Here is a 19436-nt window from a genome sequence, read left to right as displayed (position 1 = left end):
CGGCGGCCCGCCGCTGGATGAGCCTTGCTCAGCCGCCGGTCAACAGTTCGAAAAGCGTCGTGCGGCGGGTTGCGCCGGTCGTCTCGCCGACGCCCGCCGGCGGGACCGGGCCGCCCGTCGGCTCTCCTGCCGGGCGGCTCTGATCGACGGCGATCGCCCCGTCCATCGCTGCCGGCCGTTCCGGGAAGGCTGCGGGATCACCGAAGCCGTCGGGGAGCGCTTCGCCGCCGGCGACGGGGCTACCCTCGTCGAAGACCGGCTGGACGCCCGTCGTGCCGAAGAGCGGCGAGGGCGAAAGCCCCTCATGCGCGGCGACCATGAAGTCGTGCCAGGCCTTGGCCGGCAGTCCGCCGCCGGTGACCTTCTTCATCGACTTGCCGTCGTCGTTGCCGAACCAGACGCCGGTCGTCAGGTTGGATGTATAGCCGACGAACAGCGCGTCGCGAAAGGATTGCGTCGTGCCGGTCTTGCCGGCCGCCTCCCAACCGGGCAGGCGCGCTTTCTTGCCGGTGCCGTCGGTCAATACCCGCACCAACATTTGGTTCATCTCGCTGACGATCGCCGGATCGAGCACGCGCGGCGGGTTGTCATAGGTGTTCTCGTAGAGCACCGTACCGTCGGCGGTGGAAATGCGGCGGATGACATGCGGCGTCGCCTTGAAGCCGCCATTCATGAAGGGCGCGTAGGAGGAGGTGAGCTCGACGAGCGAGACCTCGGAGGTGCCGAGGGCGATCGAAGCGTTTGCCTGCATCTCGGAATCGATCCCGAGGCGATGCGCGAGCTTGACGACGTTCGGCGGACCGACCTCCATGACGAGTTGGGCGGCGATGGTGTTCAGCGAATTGGCGAGCGCATCGGTGAGCGTCACCTCGCCACGATATTTCTGGTCGTAGTTCTCCGGCGTCCAGTTGCCGATCCGGACAGGCGCGTCGTTGCGCACCGACATTGGAGTGCGGCCGATTTCGAGCGCGGCTGCATAAACGAAAGGCTTGAAGGCCGAGCCCGGCTGGCGCTTCGCCTTCGAGGCGCGGTCGAACTGGCTCTCCGCATAGTCCCTGCCGCCGACCAGCGCCCGGATCGCGCCGGTCCCGTCGATCGAGACGAGCGCCGCCTGCGAGGCGTTGAGCTTGCCGCCCTCCTCGTCGAGTGATGCCGCGAGCACCTCTTCGGCCTTCTTCTCGAGCGACAGATCGATGGTGGTGTCGACGATCAGGTCTTGGCTGACCTCGCCGATCATGCCCGGGAGCTGGTCCATCACCATGTCGGCGACATAGTGCTCGGCGCCCGACCAGAAGCTCTTGGCCCTGGTCGGCGTCTGCGACATCGCCGTCTTGATCTCGGCGTCGGAGATGAAGCCTTCCTCGCGCATGGCGCCGAGCACCACCTGGGCGCGCGCCTCGGCCGCTTCAGGATCACGCGCCGGCGACAGTCGCGACGGCGCCTTCAACAGGCCGGCAAGCACCGCCGCTTCGCCGAGATTGACGTCGCGCGCCGACTTGTTGAAGTAGCGCCGCGACGCCGCCTCGACACCATAGGCGTTGGAGCCGAAGAAGACGCGGTTGAGATACATCGCCAGGATCTGGTCCTTGGTGTATTTCTGCTCCAGCCAGAAGGCCAGCAGCACCTCCTGCACCTTCCGTTCGAGCGTGCGCTCCGGCGACAGGAACAGGTTCTTGGCAAGCTGCTGCGTCAGCGTCGAGCCGCCCTGGACCATGCGGCCGCTCGTCAGATTGGTCAGCATGGCGCGCGCCAGCCCCAGCGGGTCGACGCCGAAATGCGAGTAGAAACGGCGGTCCTCGATGGCGATCACCGCCTGCGGGATGTAGGGGGACATGTCCTCGAGCGCCAGCGCCTCGCCGCCGGTGGCGCCGCGATTGGCAACGATGTCGCCGTTGACGGCAAGAATCTTGACGTTCGGCGGACGCTCGGGGATCGACCAGCTCGTCGCGCTCGGCATGCGCGCGCCGTAGTAAAGCACCAGGCCGCCGACACCGATCGCCCCCCAGATGCCAAGCACGACGCACCAATAGGCAAGCCGCCGAACCGGCCCGAAGAGGCCGCCACCGGACCCGCCGGCTCGGCCAGCACGCCTGCCGCGCGTCTGGCGCCCGCCCTTGCCGCTCGGCGGCGTGCGCTTCACCTTGCGTCCGCCACCGCTGACGCGGTCGCTCGCGTCGATGCGCAGACCGTCGTCGTCATCGTAGTCGCCGCCGAAGGAAGGCTCGATCCGCTGCCCTGATTTTCTGCTCGCCATGCCGGTAGGATCTGTCCCCTGAAGCCGGACCGGTTCATCGTCGCTCTTGGGCGACGCCGGCGGCGCGATTGTCGTGCGGCGCCGGTCGTGCCGTCCCGCTTCATGCCGATCCGTCGACTCTAAATGCGGTAATTTAAGGGGGAGTTAAGAATGGGATCGGGGAAAAACCTAGCGCCTTCAGAACCTTGGCATCGACGGCCCGACTGGCGCTGCGGCTGCAGGGCCTTGTCTCGATCGGCGACGCACTACGGGGCGGTCACCCGGTAGCGCGCGCCGCGGTGCAGACAGGACACCAGCAGTCCGCTTTGCATCCACTGCAATGCTGCGATGCAACATTGGCGATATTAAATCAGCCGGAATGACTTATGATCATCCTCATCGAAGCGCTGCACCTCCTCCCGCGGCGCCCGATGCGGGTCGGTTTCACTCCTCCTCCCAGGAACCGGCCGAGTTTGAAGACCCCGACGCCACCTCCTCCCGGCTCGGGGTCTTTTTCTGTCAACTCACCCGATCTCGGAGCTGCTGCGGCGCGGCTGCAGAAAATGCCTGAGAAAATCGTGGTCTTAGTCGCTGGACGCGTGTATCGACGGGCGCATGGGATCCAAGGCAAACGGCTACGTCTTCGCACTCCTGGCGATCGTCATCTTCTCGATCCAAGACGGGCTTTCCAAACATCTCGGCGCCAACTATCCGCCGGTCTTCGTGGCGATGATCCGCTACTGGGCCTTCGCCGCCTTCGCCATCACCTTGGCGTGGCGGTCGCCGGCCGGGCTGCGCGCCACCGCGGTGACGAAGAGGCCGCTGCTTCAGGTGCTGCGCGGCGTGCTGCTGCCGGCCCAGATCGTCGTCGTCATCACCGCCTTCACCGTCGTCGGGCTCGCGCATTCGCAGGCGATCCTGGCGGCGACGCCGATCTTCGTCGCGCTGCTGTCGATGCCGCTGCTCGGCGAGCGCGTCGGCTGGCGCCGCTGGTCGGCGATCGCCGCCGGTCTCGTCGGCGTGCTGTTGATCCTGAAACCGGGCGAGGGCACGTTCGAGGTCGACTTTCTCCTGCCGCTCGCTGGCGCACTGATGTTCGCGGTCTATGCCATCGCGACGCGACTTGTCAGCCGCGAGGATTCGGCGATGACGAGCTTCTTCTACACGGGCGTCGTCGGCGCCGCGGCGATCAGTCTCGTCGGCCCGTTCTTCTGGGCGACGCTGTCGGGGCCGGACTGGGTGTGGATGCTCCTCCTCTGCGTCACCGGCAGCCTCAGCCATTATTTCCTGATTCGCGCCTACGACCTGCTCGATGCCGTCGCGGTGCAGCCGCTCACCTACCTGCAGCTCGTCTTCGCCTCGATCATGGGTGTGACGATCTTCGGCGAGACCCTGACGGCCAACATGATCATGGGATCGCTGCTGGTGGTGGCCGCGGGGATCTTCACCGTCTGGCGCGAGCGCGTCGTCGCAAGGCGCAAGGCGGGCCTGCCGCCGGTGTAGCGGGTTTCATCGTCTCAACTCAAAATCGTCGTGATCATGACCGATCGTGCGGACGTCTGGTCGGCGGTGTGCCGGCCATAATGATCCGCTCGAAAGGGAGATGATGAGGCTTCGTTCGATAATCCTTCCGGCACTGGCAGCCCTTTCGGTATTGAGCACCGAGGGCAGGGCGCAGGAATCCGTCCCTTACGTCGACGACCGTTCCGACGGCGCGGCACTCGTTCGCTCGCTCTATAACGCCATCAATCGCAGGGAATATGCCCGGGCCTATGCCTATTTCGGCGATGCGAAGCCGGTCGGCGAGTTCAAGGCCTTTGCCGACGGTTACGCGAAGACCGAAGCGGTCGAGGTGCGGATCGGCGAGGTGACCACCGAGGGTGCCGCCGGCAGCATCTACGCGGCCGTGCCGGTGGCGATCAAGTCTGTCGAGCAGGAAGGCAGGATCCGCTTCTTTTCCGGCTGCTATGTCGCGAGAATCATCAACCCGTCGCTGCAGGTGCCGCCGTTCACCCCCTACCAGATCGAGACGGCGCGCCTCGATGAGGCGGAGGGACCGATCGAAAAGGCGATACCCGGCGTTTGCAATGCGCCCTGATAGCCTTATCGGCAGCTATGACCCCTTCGCGTCGCGCTGTTCCAGGAAGCGCGAATGCTCAAAGACGAAGATGACGACGAGCGCCATGACGAACGGGATCAGCAGGTAAAGCAGGCGGAAGATCGCCAGCGCCGCCAGCACGTCGGCCGGGTCCATCTCGGGCAGGGCGGCGATGAAGACGAGTTCGAGTACGCCGAGGCCGCCCGGAGCATGCGACAGCAGCGCCGCCGAGAAGGAGGCGAGGAAGATGCCGAGAACGACGATATAGCCGGGATTGCCGGCCTCCGGCAGCGCGAAATAGATGATGCCGGCGGCGCCCAGCAGTTCGACCGGGGCGATGACCAATTGCCGGAACACGATCGAAGGCCGCGGGTAGTGAAGCTGAAACCATCGGGTGCGCAGCGGCCGAAGGCCGATCAGACTTCCAAGGATGTAGAGGCAGATAAGTGCCAGCAGCAGACCGCCAGTCGTCAGCGACATCTCGATCGGCAGCACCTCGGCAAACCGCTCGATGATGTCCGGCTTGGCAAGCAGCACGATTGCCGAGAGCATCAGCGTGCCGAGGGTGAAGGTGAAGGAGCAGAAGGCGACGAGGATGCCGATCTCGCCGGGCGTCAGTCCTTTCGAGCGATAGGCGCGATAGCGCACCACGGCGCCGGAAAACACCGAGGCGCCGAGATTGTGCGACAGCGCATAGGTCGTGAACGAGCAGAGCGTGATGAACCAGATCGAGATCCTGTGGCCGAGATGGTCGAGCGCCAGCTTGTCATAGGCGGCAAGCGCCGCATAGGCGACCAGCGTCGCGGCGATTGCGAGCACCCAGCTCTCGATCGAGATCGCCTGGAAACTGGCGATGAACTCGTTCAGCGACAGCCCGCGCAATTCATGGATCAGCGCGCGGACCGAAAGGACGATCGCCGCCAGCCCCACGGCGGGCCAGAAATATGCCTTGAGCCGTTTCATGCTGGCGCCAGAAAGACGGATCGACCGCGGCTTGTCCGGGTATTGAGGGCGCCGCCAGAACGGCCATACTCGCCATTGCAGAAAGAATCGCGTCTCAGACGCGATGCCTCGATACTCGCCCTTGCCAACAGCCCATTCCCATTCTGTGCGTTTTCAAAAAGGGAAGCATCCCGAAGCGGTGAGGTCAAGCAGCGATGACCGATCCTGCGTGTTTCCTCAAATCGTCGCCGATTTAAGTGTAAAAACATGCAGCAATTCAAAGAGCTGAAGCGGCCTCAGCGCGTCCGATTGGACGCGCGGCGCTGGAGGGTTCCGCGCGACCTCAACCGGCAAGCGCGTCGAGGATGCGGATCCATGAGCGGATGCCCTTGTGGAAGGATGTCAGCTCGTATTTCTCGTTGGGCGAGTGAATGCGGTCGTCGGCAAGGCCGAAACCGCAAGCAGCGATTCCATGCCGAGCATCTTCTGGAAGTCGCCGACGATCGGGATCGAGCCGCCCATGCCGATGACGATGGCCGGCTTCGGCCATTCTGCGGAGAGCGCCGCCTTGGCGGTGGTCAGAAGCGCCGAATCGTAAGGAAGATGGATAGCCGGCGAAGCACCATGGGCGTGGAACTCAACCGAGCAGTCCGCCGGAATCTTCGAGCGGACATAGGCGCGGAAGCTCTCGCGGATCCTTGCCGGGTCCTGGTCGCCGACGAGGCGGAAGGAGACCTTGGCGGAGGCCTGCGCGGCGATCACCGTCTTGAAGCCTTCGCCGGTATAGCCGCCGCTGATGCCGTTGACCTCCGCGGTTGGCCGTGCCCAGGTCAGTTCCAGCACCGAACGCCCCTTCTCCCCGGCGGGAATGGAAAGGCCGACATCGCCGAGGAATTTCTCGGCCGTCCTGCCGAGCGTCTCCCAGCTCGCCTTGATCGCAACCGGCGTCTCCTCGACGCCGTCATAGAAATTGTCGAGCGTCACGCGACCGGTTCCGTCGTGAAGTCCGGCGAGGATGTCGGTGAGGATATGGATCGGATTGGCCGCGGCGCCGCCGAAAAGGCCGGAATGCAGGTCGCGGTCCGCCGCCGTGACGACGATTTCCTCGCCGACGAGGCCGCGCAGGCCGGCCGATACCGCCGGCGTCTCGCGGTCCCACATGCCGGTGTCGCAGATCAGCGCATAGTCCGCCTTGAGTTCGGCGGCATTGGCCTCGAGGAAGGGCTTCAGCGAAGGGGAGCCGGATTCCTCCTCGCCTTCGAAGAGAATTGTGATTCGGCAGGGAAGCGCCTTGTGCGTCTCCTTGTAGGCCCGCACCGCCTCGACGAAGGTCAGCAACTGCCCCTTGTCGTCGGACGTGCCGCGGCCGGTGATCACTTTCCGGCCGGGTTCGAGCTCCTTGATCGCCGGTTCGAACGGAGGCGCGTCCCAGAGGTTCAGGGGATCGACCGGCTGCACGTCGTAGTGACCGTAGAAGAGCAGGTGAGGCGCGCTGGCCTTTTCGGCGGCATGATGGGCGACGACCATCGGATGGCCGGGCGTGTCGCGCACCGAGGCTTCGAAGCCGAGGGCTTCGAGTTCCGCCACCAGCCATTCGGCCGCCTTGCGGCACTCGGCCTTGAAGGCCGGGTCGGTGGAGATGGACTGGATGCGGACGAGGTCGAAAAGCCGCTCGAGGCTTGCAGGGAGGTTTGCGTCGGCGCGCCCGAGCACGGGGGTGATATCTGCCATCATGCGAATCCTTTGTGGGTCTCGCGGGCGAACCTAGAATCGAATGCGGGCGGCTTTAAGCAAAATCTTTTGATGCAACGATAAATTGCGCGGATGGCAATCAGGAAGGCTCGCCGCCGCGTGCCGCATTGGCGAGCGCCATGCGCATATATTCGAGCATGAGCTCCTTCTCGAAGCGCCGAAACCCGGCGAGAAGCGATTGCTCCGCCGCCAGCGCCGCCTCCTTGGCCGCCGCTTCCATGTCCCGGGCCCGTTCGGTCAGGAAGATCTGCTGCGAACGCCTGTCGTTCGGATGCTTGCGGCGGACGACGAGGCCGTCGCGCTCCATGCGGGCGAGCGTATTGGCCATGGTCGCCTGTTCGATGTCCAGACGGTCGAGCAACTGCTTCTGCGTCAGCCCATCCTCGGCCCATAATTCGAGCAGTATGGGAAATTGCCCGGGGGCGAAGCCGAGCTTCTGGGCCCGCGCCTGCAGAGCGCGCGAGAAGCTTCTTGCCAGCAGGCTGGCCAGATAGGTCGCAGAGTCCATCCGATTGAAGGCCATGCCTCATGGGTAGGCGCGAATCGGCACGAAGACAAGTTACAAAGCAGGCGATGGAGTTGTCGGTGCTCGATCCAAACAAAAACCGCCACGGCGCGGAGGCGGCGCCGTGGCGGCTCTGTGAAAGCGGGACAAAGGCCCGGAGAGGGGGATGAGGCCTTTGTCCACATCTGGTGCGGGCGGGGGACAGGCCAATCACCAGACGACGGCATCGTTTAAGTGCCGCTCACCCTGATTTGAGGATTCAAATGTGGCTTTTCAAGGATTGCCCGGCCGACTCGCACATTACAAATGCGTAACGTTTCCGTGAGGGTTCGGACGAAACCGCAATGGACCTTTGCCTCCCCCCGCGCTATCCATGGCCGCATGAAAAACGGTGATCATCTCTTCCTCGTCGACGGCTCGGGTTTCATCTTCCGGGCGTTCCATGCCATCCCGCCGCTCAACCGCAAGTCGGACGGGCTTCCGGTCAACGCGGTCGCCGGCTTCTGCAACATGCTCTGGAAGCTTCTGACCGATGCGCGCGACACCTCGGTCGGCGTGACCCCGACGCATTTCGCGGTGATCTTCGACTATTCCTCGAAGACGTTCCGCAATGCGCTCTACGACCAGTACAAGGCGAACCGCACGGCGCCGCCCGAAGACCTGATCCCGCAATTCGGGCTGATCCGCCACGCCACCCGCGCCTTCAACCTGCCCTGCATCGAGAAGGAAGGCTACGAGGCGGACGATCTGATCGCCACCTATGCGCGCCTTGCCGAGGAGGCGGGCGCCGGCGTCACCATCGTCTCCTCCGACAAGGACCTCATGCAATTGGTCACGCCCCATGTGACGATGTACGACAGCATGAAGGACAAGCAGATCACCATTCCCGACGTGATCGAGAAATGGGGCGTGCCGCCCGAGAAGATGATCGATCTCCAGGCGATGACCGGCGATTCGACCGACAACGTGCCGGGCATTCCGGGCATCGGTCCGAAGACCGCGGCGCAGCTCCTCGAAGAATATGGGGATCTCGACACGCTGCTTTCGCGGGCCGGCGAGATCAAGCAGCAGAAACGGCGCGAGTCGATCATCGCCAATGCCGAGCTGGCGCGCCTGTCGCGCGAACTCGTCACTTTGAGGAAGGACACGCCGCTCGACGTGCCGCTCGAGGATCTGCGGCTCGATTCGCAGGATGGACCGAAGCTCATCGCCTTCCTGAAGACGATGGAATTCACCACCCTGACGCGCCGCGTCGCGGCGGCCACCGATACGGATGCGGAGGCGGTCGAGCCGGCGCATGTGCCGGTCGAATGGGGTGCGGCCGCGCACGGGCCGGACCTCGACGTGGGCGAGGCGGCCGGGCCGCCGCCGACGCCGGCATCGTCGAGCGCCGCGCCGCCGCGCGGCAATGCGGCCAAGGCGGCGGTTTCGTTCCTGACAGGCAAGGGCGACGCGGATGCCACCGGCGCCACGCCTCAGGGATTGGCGCAGGCGCGCGCCGAATTCTTCGCCAATGCGCCGTTCGACCATTCGGCCTATGTGACGATTCGCGACCTTGCGACCCTCGACCGTTGGATCGCCGATGCGCGCGAAACGGGAGCCCTCGGTTTCGACACGGAGACGACGTCCCTCGACCCGATGCGGGCCGACCTCTGCGGCGTCTCGCTGGCGATCGCCGATTACAGCAACAATCCTATGGGCGGCACCATCCGCGCCGCCTATGTGCCGCTGATTCACAAGAGCGGCGTCGGTGACCTGCTCGGTGGCGGTCTCGTAGAAAACCAGATCGCCATGCGCGAGGCGCTGAGCCGGCTAAAGGTTCTGTTGGAAGACCCGTCCGTCCTTAAGGTCGCCCAGAACCTGAAATACGACTATCTCGTCATGAAGCGGCACGGCATCACCCTGCAGAGCTTCGACGACACGATGCTGATGTCCTATGTGGTCGATGCCGGCAACGGCACGCACGGCATGGATTCGCTCTCGGAGCGGTGGCTCGGCCACACGCCGATCCCCTACAAGGACGTTGCCGGCACCGGCAAGGCGTCGGTGAGCTTCGATTTCGTCGACATCGACAGGGCGACTGCCTATGCGGCCGAGGACGCCGATGTGACGCTGCGCCTCTGGCACGTTCTGAAGCCGCGGCTTGCCGCCAAGGGGCTGACGCGCGTCTATGAACGGCTCGAAAAGCCGCTGATCGCCGTGCTGGCGCATATGGAAGAGCGCGGCATTACCGTCGACCGGCAGATCCTCTCGCGCCTCTCCGGCGAGCTGGCGCAGGGGGCCGCGGCCCTCGAGGACGAGATCTATCGGCTGGCCGGCGAGACCTTCACGATCGGCTCGCCGAAGCAGCTCGGCGATATCCTGTTCGGCAAGATGGGCTTTCCGGGCGGATCGAAGACGAAGACCGGTCAATGGTCGACCTCCGCTTCGGTGCTCGAGGATCTCGCCGCCGTCGGCCACGAACTGCCGCGCAAGATCGTCGACTGGCGCCAGCTCACCAAGCTCAAATCCACCTATACCGACGCGCTGCCGGGCTTCGTCCATCCGGAAACGAAGCGCGTTCACACCGGCTATGCGCTTGCCGCGACGACGACAGGACGGCTTTCCTCCTCGGAGCCGAACCTGCAGAACATTCCAGTGAGGACCGCCGAGGGTCGCAAGATCCGCACCGCCTTCATCGCGACGCCTGGGCACAAGCTGGTCTCGGCCGACTACAGCCAGATCGAGCTGCGGGTGCTCGCCCATGTCGCCGACATCCCGCAGCTTCGCCAGGCCTTTGCCGACGGCGTCGACATTCACGCGATGACGGCATCCGAGATGTTCGGCGTTCCGGTCGAAGGCATGCCGAGCGAGATCCGCCGGCGCGCCAAGGCGATCAACTTCGGCATCATCTACGGCATCTCCGCCTTCGGCCTTGCCAACCAGCTGTCGATCGAGCGCTCGGAAGCCGGCGACTATATCAAGCGCTATTTCGAGCGCTTCCCGGGCATCCGCGACTATATGGAGAACACCAAGGCCTTCGCCCGCGAGCACGGCTATGTCGAGACGATCTTCGGCCGCCGCGCCCACTATCCGGATATCCGCTCCTCCAATCCTTCGATGCGCGCCTTCAACGAGCGCGCCTCGATCAACGCGCCGATCCAGGGTTCGGCCGCCGACATCATCCGCCGCGCAATGGTCAAGATGGAGCCGGCGCTCGAGGAAGCGAAGCTTTCCGCACGCATGCTGCTGCAGGTGCACGACGAACTGATCTTCGAGGTCGAGGAGGGCGAGATCGAGCGCACCCTTCCGGTGATCGTTTCGGTGATGGAGAATGCCGCGATGCCGGCGCTCGACATGCGGGTGCCCTTGAAGGTGGATGCCCGCGCCGCGCAGAACTGGGACGAGGCGCATTAGTGGTGAAAACCTGCCGCTCCATAGCCGCCACAGACTTCCGTTTTGAGTGGGAACGAGACTTCAGTTCACCAGCTATCCGACGGCACGTGCGCCACAAGCGGTCTCTTTCCGTTGATAACGCGAAGGTCCTGTCACGGACCCCTGCGGGCCTTCGTTTCTCGGCAGCGAACGGACAGGTCTGACCCGAAGGCGACCTTCGCGGCGTCGGGCCGGAAGGTCTGCTTAGAGATCAACTCGCCTCCAATCTGAAAACATGTGTCGGCTCGTGCCGGCCGCGCAATATATGCTCGCCGACAGGTTGCGCCGAGCATTCGGGTCCCGCAGATCGCAGCACGGCGTCGCTGACCAGAATGACCGCTTCGTCTTCGTTGGTCATGCATTTCTTGGCGACATCCTCGATGCGTTGGGCGGTGTTCACGATGTCTCCGACCAGCGTATAGTTGATCCGCCCTGGAGCCCCGATATTTCCCACCATCGCCGGGCCGGCATGGATGCCTATGCGGATTCGCACGGGGGGCAGGCCAAGCCCTCGTCGACGCCGATTGTCGCCAACTATCGCCGCCGCGATCGCGATCGCTGCCCGACAGGCCCGGGCGGAATGATCGGGCTGCATTTCCGGCGCCCCCCAAAATGCCATCAGCGAGTCGCCGATGTACTTGTCGATAGTGCCACCTTCCGCCTCCACGCAGGCGGCAAGCTGCTGGAAGTGGTCATTGAGGAACGTCGCCGCATCGGACGCCGATAGCCGTTCGGCAAAGCTCGTGAAGTCGACAATGTCGGTAAACAGCACCGTGACTTCCCGCTCTACAAGTGCTGACGCCTGTTCGCCCTGTGCCATCAGCTGCTTGACCATAGGTCTCGAACCAGTGCAAGGTCGCGATGAGCGCGTTGTAGGCTCGTATTGCCTCGTCCAGTTCGCGCAGATGACTGCCAGCGAGCGGGCGGGCAGAAGTGAGATCGAGCGTACGAATTGCAGACGTTGCGCGCGCCAGACGCAATATCGGCTTTCCAATCGCATAGCCGACCAGCCAGGCGCCAGCGACCGCCACAAGGACGGCCCCGAGCCCTAGCCAGGCCGCGTGTTCAAGTCTGCGGACTTCGCTGCCAATCTCGTCGAGCGGCAGGTAGCGGCCAACGACCCAAGGTTGGTCGCTGTATCCTGTGATGTCGCGATAAATGAAGACATAGGGAACGCGATCGACAGTCACGACGTGGCTTTTCGAAGAACCGACGAAGGCGGCTGCGCCCAAATCGGGATCTGGACTCCAGATCGAGGCCAGCACCGGGTCCCCGATCTCGGTCACTTCCGGAAGGGGTTTATCGCGCTTGAACAACTGTGGCTTGTGCGCAAGTGCTGCATGAGCGAGGACGTGGTTGCGGCCGAGAAGAATGAACGCGCCGACGTCTGACCCGGCGGGCGATTCGGCGAGAAAACGCGACAGCTCCGAAACAGTAACCGCGGTCAATAAAATCCCGAGAAAGGAACCCTCATGCCACAGGGGGGTACGAACGTTGACGAGAGGCTGGTTCAACCGTTCACTCCACAGAAGCTCTTCCCAGACAGGGTGACCCGCGCTTCGCGCCATCTCGAACGCTTCGTCCAGCCCGGGCACGGTTCGCATGTCGATCTGTCGCAGAACGATATCGTCGCCATGGCGTTCGGCGCGCAGTTGCTTCAGATCGGTGCGAATGACGGCTAGCGCGGCGACCTGTGGGATACCTGCGAGTGCCGCCCGAAGTTGGCTCAGTGAGGCAGCTTCATCCTGCGGGTCGAGATCGCCATCGCGGAAGAGCCTGGCCAGGAATTCGGACTGGTCGCGGGCTGGATCGAGGTGCAATCGAGTCCGTTCCACAATCGTGTCGATAATTCGCTCACTGCGGTCGCGGACGAGAGCGACGGTGTTCTGGCGACCACTTTCCAATGCGAGGATCAGCGCGGCTGCGGTCACTGCGATGATGACACCAAAGGTGAAAGCCAGCGCAGCGCGTATGGAGACGCGGCGCGGATACCCCGACGATGCTTCCTCACCGCTATTGGATCGAGCCTTTGCGGCGCCTGCCGATCTCACCCCGGGAAACAACTTCCCGGCCAGAACCCTTCGCAATTTCGGACCGGCAATGGACATCCGACGATCAGCGAACTGCGAGCAAGAGAAAGGGCGGTCTGTAGTCCGGAACACAACCCTCCCGTTAGGTCGCTCGCTTGATGGGTCGAAGCACGCAGCTTCAATTTTCAGTAGTGTCAGTAGTGGAGGTGCAGCACGATCGGCGCCTGCTCTTCCTTCGGGACGACCACGAACAGGTTGTCATATGCACTTCGTTCGATCTTGACTTCCTCAGGATATCCGAGCGCCTTGAGAATCTCTGGAATGGTGCTCCAATGCCCAACGACAAGCACTCTGTCTCTGCCGTTCTCTGAGCGAAGTAGACGGACCAAGCCGTCGCTGTCCTCGTAAGAATGAACACGAATTCCGAGTCCACGGGTCTTCGCGAGTGGCTCTGCCGTCTCAACGGTACGCGTGGCTTGTGTGGCATAGATAGCGGTAACGCCGGCGTCTTTCAGTCGCTCAGCCAGCATTTTTGCCCTTTGTTGTCCGGACTCCGACAGCGGGGTTTCGTCGAGAATCTCATCCAGGTTCAGTGTCGATGGCGGATCACTGTGCCGAACGATATAAATCACTTCCTGCGCACTGACTGGATGGGGCAATACGAGAAAGCCAGCAGCTAAACCGACCAGAAAACGGATGGTCCTGGCTCCCATGCCCGTTGCTCCCTGCGTCCGGCTCTCCCAGACGAAACTCCCGATGGTAACATGCAAGGCACGTTGCAGATAGCCAGTGGTTCCGCGCGAGGAGGCGACAGGAGTGTTCGGAAGCTGCCCAGCAGGCGACGGCAATGGAGCCCGAAACGGCTGTAGCGGACGGGTATGCTAAACGTCCGTTCATGGGCGCTGGTTGCTCGTTCCATGGCCTGACGGGAATGACGGCTCTCAGGCCGAGACCTGCTCGTTTTTTTCCACCACCCGCCGGAAGCTTTCGAACAGGCGTCCAAGAGCGTCGCGCCCCTCGCCGGCGAGGTCGAAGCGGCGGCCGAAAATCAGCCAGTCGGTGCAGAGCCCCATCATCATCCAGTTTAGTGTCCGCACCGCGGAGGCGGGTGTCCACGTCTCCTGCAACTGCCCACGCTCCAGGGCCCGCGCGAAGGCATGTTCGAGTATCGCGTTGTGGCGCTCGTCTACGACCTTCTGCTTGATGAGCACCGTCGACATGTCGTCGTCATAGTCGCAGCGCAGCATGATCGCCAGAATGCGCTGCCGTTGCTCGTCCCTGGCAAGCAGATCGAGCCAGTCGACGGTCGCTTCCTCGACGATGGCGAGCGTGTCGAAGGCCTCCGTTTCGATCTCGCGCGCGATCATGTCTTCGTGCGGCAGCGGCACTGCCTCATAGAGGGCGAGGAAGAGATCGGTCTTGTTGGCAAAATGCCAGTAGATCGCGCCGCGCGTCACGCCGGCTTCGCTGGCAATCTCGTCGAGGGTCGTGCCTGAGACGCCCTTCTTGTAGAAGACGCGCTCGGCGGCGCTCAGGATCTTCCTTCGGGTTTCCTCGGCATCGGCCTTGGTTCGGCGCATGGCGTTCTCCTTACTGCAGCGCCGCGCGGCTTATCAGATGCGCAAAGGTCGCTGTAGCACTTTGAATTGCTGCATGTTTTTCTCCTTAGATCGGCTACGATTTAAGGAAACAGGCAGGAGACGGCCCGCCGGTGAGCGCGGGCCGTCATTACGCTTCATTCAGCGGGAGTGGCGCTCTCGGATGCGGCCCGCGTTGCTTTTCTGCGCTCGAAGATCTTCATGACGAACACGAAGAACACCGGCACGAAGAAGATCGCCAGCACGGTCGCCGAGATCATCCCGCCCATGACGCCGGTGCCGATGGCGCGCTGGCTGCCGGAGCTTGCGCCGGTCGCGATCGCCAGCGGCAAGACGCCGAGCGTGAAGGCAAGCGAGGTCATCAGGATAGGCCGGAAGCGTAAGTGCACGGCTTCGAGCGTCGCGTCGATCAGCGACTTGCCCTGTTCGCGCAGTTCCTTGGCGAACTCGATGATCAGGATGGCGTTCTTCGCCGAGAGCCCGATGATGGCGATCAGGCCGACCTTGAAATAGACGTCGTTCGGCATGTCGCGCATCATCACCGCCAGCACCGCACCGATGACGCCGAGCGGCACGACCATGATGACCGCGACCGGAATGGACCAGCTCTCGTAAAGCGCCGCCAGGCACAGGAAGACGAGCAGGCAGGAGAGCGCGATCAAGAGCGGCGCCTGAGAGCCCGACTGGATTTCCTGCAGCGATTGTCCGGTCCATTCATAGCCGAAGCCCGGCGGGAGCTGGGCCACCAGCCGCTCCATCTCGGCGATCGCATCGCCGGAGGAGTAGCCGGGCGCCGCCTCGCCGCTGATGCGAACCGCCGGATAGCCGTTATAGCCGACCGTCTGCGTCGGCGCCTTGACCCATTCGATGCTGGCGAAGGCCGACAGAGGAACCATGCCGCCGTTCGAATTGCGGACATTGAGGTTCAAGAGATCGGCCGTCTGCATGCGTTGGCCCTCGTCCGCCTGCACCGTGACGCGCTGCATGCGTCCGGCATTCGGGAAGTCGTTCACATAGGACGAGCCGAGATTGGTCGAGATCGTCGAGTTGATGTCGGCAAAGGTGACGCCGAAGGTGTTGGCCTTCTCGCGGTCGATGTTGACGCTGACCTGCGCCGCATCGGGCATGCCCTCGAAGCGGACGCCGGTCACGACCTTGCTTTGGGAGGCAAGGCCGAGAAGCTGGTCGCGCGCCTCGGCAAGTGCCGTTTCCCCGAGCCCGGCGCGATCCTGCAGGCGGAAGGAGAAGCCGCCGGTGGTGCCGAGGCCCTGGATCGCCGGCGGCGACAGCGCGAAGCTGATCGCGTCCTTGATCTGGCCCATCGCCATCGTCGCGCGTCCGGCGATCGACTGGGCGGCGTTGTCCGCGTCTCGTTCGCTCCAGTCCTTGAGCGTCACGAAGGCGAGGCCCGCGTTCTGGCCGGTGCCGAAGAAGGAGAAGCCGTTGATCGCGACGATCGTGTCGACCGCCGGCTCCTGGCCGAAAATATGCTCCGCCTGTTCGATGACCTCGGTCGTTCGGTTTCCGGTGGCTTCCGACGGCAACTGCATCATGACGATGACGAAGCCCTGGTCCTCGTCCGGCAGGAAGGACGAGGGAAGCTGCATAAAGGCCCAGGCGAGCCCGCCGAGCAGCGCCAGGTAGATGATCATGAAGCGGCCGGCCCGCGTCACCAGGCGCCCGACCATGCCGGTATAGCCGCGCGATGTCCGGTCGAAGCTGCGGTTGAACCAGCCGAAGAAGCCGCGCTTGGCGTGGTGATGACCCTTCGGAACCTGTTTCAGGAAGCTGGCGCAGAGCGCCGGCGTCAGCGACAGGGCAAGGAACGCCGAGAACAGGATCGATACCACCATGGTGAGGCTGAACTGGCGATAGATCACGCCGACGGCGCCCGGGAAGAAGGCCATCGGAATGAACACCGAGGCGAGCACCAGCGTGATGCCGATCACCGCGCCGGTGATCTGCTTCATCGCCTTGCGGGTCGCCTCCTTCGGCGTCAGCCCCTCCTCCGACATGATCCGTTCGACGTTCTCGACGACGATGATTGCGTCGTCGACGAGGATGCCGATCGCCAGCACCATGCCGAACATGGTGAGCACATTGATGGAGAAGCCCATCGCCAGCATGACCGCGCAGGTGCCGAGCAGGGCGACCGGCACGACCAGCGTCGGGATGATCGTGTAGCGGATGTTTTGCAGGAACAGGAACATCACCAGGAAGACGAGTGCGACCGCTTCGACGAGTGTCTCCACCACCTTCTGGATCGACACGGCGACGAAGGGCGAGGTGTCGTAGGGAACGGAATATTCGAGCCCCGGCGGGAAGAACTCGGCGAGCTCGTCCATGCGCGCTTTGATCGCCTCCGAGGTCGAGATTGCATTGCCGCTCGGCGACAGCTGCACGGCGATGGCGGCCGAAGGCTTGCCGTTGAGGCGCGTCGAGAACGAATAGCTCTCGCCGCCGATCTCGATGCGGGCGACGTCGCGCAGCCTGACGGCGGAGCCGTCGGCGTTGGCCCGAAGCACGATGGCGCCGAATTCCTCGGGCGACGAAAGCTGGCCCTTGATCACCACCGGGGCGCTGATCTGCTGGGTGATCGGGTTCGGCTGGGCGCCGATCGAGCCGGAGGCGATCTGGGCGTTCTGCGCCTGCACCGCCGCGGTTACGTCGGCGGCAGTCAGATTGAGGCCGAGCATCTTGTCCGGATCGAGCCAGACTCGCATCGAGCGCTCGGTCGCGAACATCTGGGCGCGGCCGACGCCGGGCACGCGCTGGATTTCGCTCAAGACGTTGCGGCTTAAGTAGTCACCGAGGGCGATCGCGTCCATCGACCCGTCGGTCGAGGTGAGCGAGATGATCAGCAGGAAGCCGGAACCGGCTTCGTCCACCTGGACGCCCTGCTGCTTCACCGAATCGGGCAGCCGCGGCTCGACGCGCTGTACCCGGTTCTGGATGTCGACGGAGGCTTGGCTGGGGTCGGTGCCCGGGGCGAAGGTGGCGTTGATCTCTACTGAGCCGGACGCACTCGAAGTCGATTCGAAGTAAAGCAGCCCCTCGACGCCGTTCAGCTCATCCTCGATCAGCCGCGTGACGCTCTGATAGGTGTCCTGCGACGAGGCGCCGGGATAGGTGGTGTTGATCGAGATCTGCGGCGGCGCGACGTCCGGATATTGCGACACGGGCAGCAGCGGAATGGCGATGATGCCGGCGACCATGATAAAGATCGCCACCACCCAGGCGAAGATCGGCCTGTCTATGAAGAAACTGGGCATGGGTAGGCTCTCACTTCACTGCGGTGGCGGACTTGTCGCCGGCCGCTGCGCTCTGCTGTTCGGCGCCGGGCTTGGCGCCCGGCTTCCAATCGGTGGGTTCGACCGGGGCGCCGGGACCGATCTTCTGGAAGCCTTCGACGATCACCTTTTCACCGGCCTTGAGGCCGGAGGCGACCTGCCAGCGCTCGCCGACAGTGCGGCCGAGCGTGACGTTGCGGAACTCGACCTTCTTGTCGGCGGTGACGACATAGACCTGGGACTGGCCGGCATTGTTGCGCTGCACGGCCTGCTGCGGAACGGTGATGGCGTCCTTCTCCAGCCCCTGCTGGATCTGCACCCGCACATACATTCCCGGCAGCAGGTCGTTGTTGGGGTTGGGAAACTCGCCGCGCAGCGTCACCTGGCCTGTCGTCGCATCGACCGCCGCCTCGGAAAAGAGCAGCCGGCCTTCCAGGCCATAGGGCGTGCCGTCGTCGAGGATGAGCTTGACCTCCGCTTCGTTCTTGCCGCTGATGAGCTGGCCATCCTGCAGCGCCTTGCGCAGTCGGATCAGGTCGGTCGCCGACTGGGTGAAGTCGGCATAGATCGGGTTGAGCTGCTGGATCGTTGCCAGGTTTTCCGAGCCGGTAGTGCTGACGAGCGCACCTTCGGTGATCAGCGCCCGGCCGATGCGGCCGCTGATCGGCGCAGTCACATCGGCGTATTGAAGGTTGAGCTTCGCTTCCGCGAGGCCGGCCTCGGCAATGCCGATATCGGCCTCGGCCTGGGCGAGCGTTGCTATCGCGTCGTCATATTGCTGGAGGGCCGTGACCTGCGCTTCCTTGAGGCGCGACTGCCGGTCGGCGGTCTGCTTGGCCTGGTCGCGCACGGCAAGCGCCCGCTTCAGCGTCGCTGCGGCGCTGTCGACCTTGACCTGGAACGGCGCCGGGTCGATCCGGTAGAGCACGTCGCCTTCCTTGACCATCGTGCCCTGCTCGAAGACCCGTTCGACGACGATGCCCGAGACGCGCGGCCGAACCTCGGCGATCCGCGTCGGCGTGATGCGCCCTGGCAGCTCGTTGGTGATCGGCAAGGGTTCCGCCGCCGTGGTGAAAACGGCGACCGCGGCCGGGGGAAAGGCCGGGGCGGCTGCCTGCTCTTCGTTCTTCTGGCAGCCGGCGAGAAAGAGCACGGTTGCCAGCGAGGCGGCCAGTATCGGTCGGGTCATATGCATCGCAATGTCCAATATGCAAAGGACCGCCCGCGGCGTCTGCCGCGCGGTCCGTCAGGGAGATGGAGCAAAGCCGGAATCGGGGGAAGATACCGGAAAGCTAATATACAAACAGGAATGTATGTTAATTTCCGCCGGGGCGCAACCCGGATCGCCGCGGCAGAATGTTGGGCAAGAAAGCCAGCAGTGGCAGTGCCTTTGGGTTTGCTGCTGCTTTCTGTTCACGCAGTTGTGATGGCGCGTGACCCCTCTCCAACCCCTCCCCACAAGGGGGAGGGGCTCGCACCCGCCGCCCCGCCCAACGTCATCTTCAACATCCGAGGATTCCAATCCGATGAGACATGAAGGAAGCGGGCGCGGCATCGCAAGCCCCTTCCCCTTG

12 protein-coding genes and 1 pseudogene are annotated in these 19436 nt (G+C 63.9%); 3 read left to right on the top strand and 10 right to left on the bottom strand.

What is annotated here, in order from left to right; translation table 11 throughout:
- Positions 1 to 28 precede the first annotated feature (28 nt).
- Positions 29 to 2254, bottom strand: a complete 2226-nt coding sequence (locus N181_RS21090; RefSeq protein ID WP_060563864.1) for a transglycosylase domain-containing protein — start codon at positions 2252 to 2254, stop codon at positions 29 to 31.
- 594 nt (positions 2255 to 2848) lie between these two features.
- On the opposite strand from N181_RS21090, the gene N181_RS21085 reads away from it, so the two are divergent.
- Together N181_RS21085 and N181_RS21080 are read left to right on the top strand one after the other, a co-directional pair.
- Positions 2849 to 3736, top strand: a complete 888-nt coding sequence (locus N181_RS21085) for a DMT family transporter (RefSeq protein ID WP_040959293.1) — start codon at positions 2849 to 2851, stop codon at positions 3734 to 3736.
- 103 nt (positions 3737 to 3839) lie between these two features.
- The gene (locus tag N181_RS21080) at positions 3840 to 4331 is read left to right on the top strand and encodes a hypothetical protein (protein WP_014330554.1); all 492 of its coding nucleotides are present in this window, start codon (positions 3840 to 3842) and stop codon (positions 4329 to 4331) included.
- A gap of 15 nt (positions 4332 to 4346) precedes the next feature.
- Here N181_RS21080 and N181_RS21075 read toward each other — a convergent pair whose 3' ends face one another.
- The 3 genes and pseudogenes from N181_RS21075 to N181_RS21065 all read right to left on the bottom strand — a co-directional run bounded on the left by N181_RS21075 (position 4347) and on the right by N181_RS21065 (position 7548).
- Positions 4347 to 5294 carry a lysylphosphatidylglycerol synthase transmembrane domain-containing protein gene (locus N181_RS21075; RefSeq protein WP_037398244.1) on the bottom strand — a complete coding sequence of 316 codons (948 nt, stop codon included), beginning with the start codon at positions 5292 to 5294 and terminating at the stop codon, positions 4347 to 4349.
- A 322-nt stretch (positions 5295 to 5616) separates the two neighbouring features.
- Positions 5617 to 7007, bottom strand: a pseudogene (locus N181_RS21070) (M20/M25/M40 family metallo-hydrolase).
- A gap of 97 nt (positions 7008 to 7104) precedes the next feature.
- Entirely contained in the window at positions 7105 to 7548 is a 444-nt protein-coding gene (locus tag N181_RS21065; protein ID WP_037398241.1) for a MarR family winged helix-turn-helix transcriptional regulator, read from the bottom strand.
- Between the two features lie 363 nt (positions 7549 to 7911).
- Between N181_RS21065 and polA the strand changes: the two genes are divergently transcribed.
- Positions 7912 to 10926, top strand: a complete 3015-nt coding sequence (gene polA, locus N181_RS21060; protein ID WP_037398238.1) for a DNA polymerase I — start codon at positions 7912 to 7914, stop codon at positions 10924 to 10926.
- Between the two features lie 229 nt (positions 10927 to 11155).
- Here polA and N181_RS34925 read toward each other — a convergent pair whose 3' ends face one another.
- The 6 genes from N181_RS34925 to N181_RS21030 form a co-directional block, all read right to left on the bottom strand.
- Positions 11156 to 11716, bottom strand: a complete 561-nt coding sequence (locus tag N181_RS34925) for an adenylate/guanylate cyclase domain-containing protein (RefSeq protein ID WP_060563862.1) — start codon at positions 11714 to 11716, stop codon at positions 11156 to 11158.
- Entirely contained in the window at positions 11637 to 13052 is a 1416-nt protein-coding gene (locus tag N181_RS21050) for a cache domain-containing protein (protein ID WP_081319027.1), read from the bottom strand. The genes N181_RS34925 and N181_RS21050 overlap by 80 nt, the downstream gene beginning before the upstream one ends.
- Before the next feature lie 116 nt (positions 13053 to 13168).
- On the bottom strand, positions 13169 to 13687 hold the full coding sequence (locus N181_RS21045; protein WP_050984098.1) for a histidine phosphatase family protein: 519 nt from the start codon (positions 13685 to 13687) through the stop codon (positions 13169 to 13171).
- A gap of 228 nt (positions 13688 to 13915) precedes the next feature.
- The gene (locus N181_RS21040) at positions 13916 to 14554 is read right to left on the bottom strand and encodes a TetR family transcriptional regulator (RefSeq protein WP_014330561.1); all 639 of its coding nucleotides are present in this window, start codon (positions 14552 to 14554) and stop codon (positions 13916 to 13918) included.
- A gap of 155 nt (positions 14555 to 14709) precedes the next feature.
- Positions 14710 to 17844, bottom strand: a complete 3135-nt coding sequence (locus N181_RS21035; RefSeq protein WP_037398234.1) for an efflux RND transporter permease subunit — start codon at positions 17842 to 17844, stop codon at positions 14710 to 14712.
- Positions 17845 to 17854: 10 nt separating this feature from the next.
- A complete protein-coding gene (locus N181_RS21030; RefSeq protein WP_037398249.1) occupies positions 17855 to 19057 on the bottom strand; it encodes an efflux RND transporter periplasmic adaptor subunit in 1203 nt (400 codons plus the stop codon).
- Positions 19058 to 19436 lie beyond the last annotated feature (379 nt).

Source organism: Sinorhizobium fredii USDA 205 (assembly GCF_001461695.1).
GTDB classification, from domain to species: domain Bacteria; phylum Pseudomonadota; class Alphaproteobacteria; order Rhizobiales; family Rhizobiaceae; genus Sinorhizobium; species Sinorhizobium fredii.
The sequence above is the reverse complement of the archived record's forward strand: the minus strand, read 5'-3'. Positions and strand labels throughout refer to the sequence as shown.